Origin of the sequence: Devosia sp., from assembly GCF_017307565.1 — a bacterium.
In the GTDB taxonomy this organism is placed as follows: domain Bacteria; phylum Pseudomonadota; class Alphaproteobacteria; order Rhizobiales; family Devosiaceae; genus Devosia.
Genome location: NZ_JAFKHD010000101.1, coordinates 3,866 through 6,395, shown reverse-complemented (window position 1 = coordinate 6,395; position 2,530 = coordinate 3,866). Strand labels below are relative to the sequence as shown.

The following is a 2,530-nucleotide window of genomic DNA, read 5'->3' as shown; positions in this document are numbered from 1 at the left end:
AGATCGGGAACGGTCTCGAGGGTTCGAATCCCTTCCTCTCCGCCACTTTCCTTCAAAAGTATCCTGATTTTTGATCGCTCCATTTGGGGCGAACCCATCCCTGCTACCTTGTTCGCCAAACAAGTCCCGGTCGGCCTCTTTCGAGGTCGGACGACTTCATCGCTCGCAACGCGCTTGAACGTTAGGATTCGAGTATTCCCTGGATCGGGAGACCAGTCGCATCCGCTTTCAGGCCCAATAGTTTGCAACTTTTGAGCGTTTTTTTGGGTTGCGATGGAAGAAATGCAGTCTTCCATCCGTATACGAAGCGTGCTCAGTAGCAAGTTTCGTATTTTAAAGTATTTCCTAAAAAAATAGACCGAACCGATTTGTAAAAATGCGTTCGATTTGCCTGTTATAACAGCTTTGTGTGTATTCCGTGACTGTTGCGTGCAATTTCATGCAATTGCGCTCCTGAAATTTCTGGGCTTCTCTGTGCCCAAAGCTCCCCATGCAATTCACGAGGGGGCGATTATTCAGGAACGGAGAGTACGTAATGCAAAAATCACTGACACGCATTGCAGCGGCACTGGCGGCGACGACTATGCTCGCTGGTGTGGCCAATGCAGAAACCATCCGCTGGGCGCGTTCGTCCGATGCGCTCACCTTGGATACGCACTCTCAGAACCAGGGCGTCACCCACACTTCACTTTCGCGCACCACATCTACGAAACCCTGCTCGATCGCAGCGTTGCCGGCGAACTGCAGCCGCGGCTCGCGACCGAGTGGTTCATCAAGGACGGCGATCCGACCGTCTGGGTCTTCAAGCTGCGTCAGGGCGTCAAGTTCCATGACGGCGCCGATCTGACCGCTGAGGACGTCGTCTTCTCGCTCGATCGCGCCCGTTCGGAAGGCTCAAACATGAAGCAGCTTCATGCCGAAGTTGCCGAAGTGCGTGCCGTAGATGACCACACGGTCGAAGTTCAGATGATCGGCCCGTCGCCGCTCTACCCGAACAACATCACCAACACCTTCATCATGGACAAGACCTGGTCGGAAGCGCACGACCTGCAGGAAGTCCAGGATTTCGCAGCCGGCGAAACCAACTATGCCGTGCTCAACACCAACGGCACCGGTCCCTACAAGCTGACCTCGCGCGAAGTCGACGTTCGCTCGGTGCTCAACGTCAACGAAGATTGGTGGGGCGATGCTCCGGCCGTCACCGAAATCCACTTCCTGCCGATCGCCGACAATGCCACGCGCATCGCGGCACTGCTCTCTGGCGACGTGGACCTGGTGCAGGACGTGCCGGTGCAGGACATTGATCGTCTCAGCAATTCGGCAGGCTTCAAGGTCGAAACCGGCCCTGAAAACCGCATCATCTACTTCGGCTACCGCTTTGGCGAAGAGCCGCTGAAGTCGTCGAACATCACTGACTCCAACCCCTTCAACAATCCGCTGGTGCGTGAAGCGATGGAGCTCGCGCTCGATCGCGACGCCATCCAGAAGGTGGTCATGCGCGGCAATTCGCTGCCGGCAGGTATCGCTACCCCGCCATTCGTCAGTGGTTGGACGGCCGAACTCGACGCCTACCCGACCCCGGACGTCGCCAAGGCCAAGGAACTGCTGGCCGAAGCCGGCTACCCCGATGGCTTCAGCGTGACGCTCGACACCCCGAACAACCGCTATGTCAACGACGAGGCGATCTCCACCGCCTATGTCGGCATGCTCGGCCAGATCGGCATCAAGGTCACCCTGGCTTCGCGCCCGGTCGCCGAACACTCCCCGATCATCCTTGCCAACGAGTCGGACTTCTACCTGCTCGGCTGGGGCGTCCCGACCTTCGACAGTGCCTATGTTTTCAACGATCTGGTTCACTCCAAGACCGACAAGCACGGCACCTACAATGTCGGCCTCTACTCGAACCCCGAGCTTGATGCCAAGATCATTGCGCTGGGCACCGAAGTCGACCTCGACAAGCGCAATGCCAGTGTTGCGGAGATCTGGGAAGTCGTGAAGAACGACCGCGTCCTGCTGCCGGTGCACAACCAGGTGCTTGCCTACGCCATGCGCGATGACATGACGCTGCCGGTACACCCGGAAAACCAGCCCTACATGACGATGATCGAGTTCGCCGACTAATCGTCCCCATAGTCCGGAGCCGCCGCGCGGAGCGTAGTCTTTTCGCTCTCGCGGCGGCTTCCTCGTCTTGGAGGGCGCTATGATGGCCTTCATTGCCCGACGGTTGCTTCAATCCGTCATCGTCATGCTCGTCGTGGCGTTCATTGCCTTTCTGGTGTTTCGTTATGTCGGCGATCCGGTCAGCTCCATGCTGGGCCAGGATTCGACCATGGCCGACCACGACGCCCTGCGCGAACGCCTTGGGCTCAATGAGCCTTTCTATGCGCAGTTCTACCATTTCGTCGTGAATGCCCTGCAGGGGCAGCTCGGCATATCCTATCGCCTGCAGCAACCGGTCAGCCAGCTGATCATGGAGCGCCTGCCGGCCACCATCGAGCTGGCCTTTGCGTCCTCGCTGATCGCGCTTGTG

Annotated in this window: 2 protein-coding genes; both read left to right on the top strand. The window is 58.1% G+C overall.

Annotated elements, in window-relative coordinates; genetic code table 11:
• The first annotated feature begins 429 nt into the window (after window positions 1–429).
• Window positions 430–2,121: an ABC transporter substrate-binding protein gene (locus tag J0I64_RS03115; protein ID WP_291406163.1), complete on the top strand. Its 1,692-nt coding sequence runs from the start codon at window positions 430–432 to the stop codon at window positions 2,119–2,121.
• A 79-nt stretch (window positions 2,122–2,200) separates the two neighbouring features.
• On the top strand, window positions 2,201–2,530 hold a 330-nt coding region (locus J0I64_RS03110), incomplete at its 3' end, for an ABC transporter permease (RefSeq protein WP_291406162.1).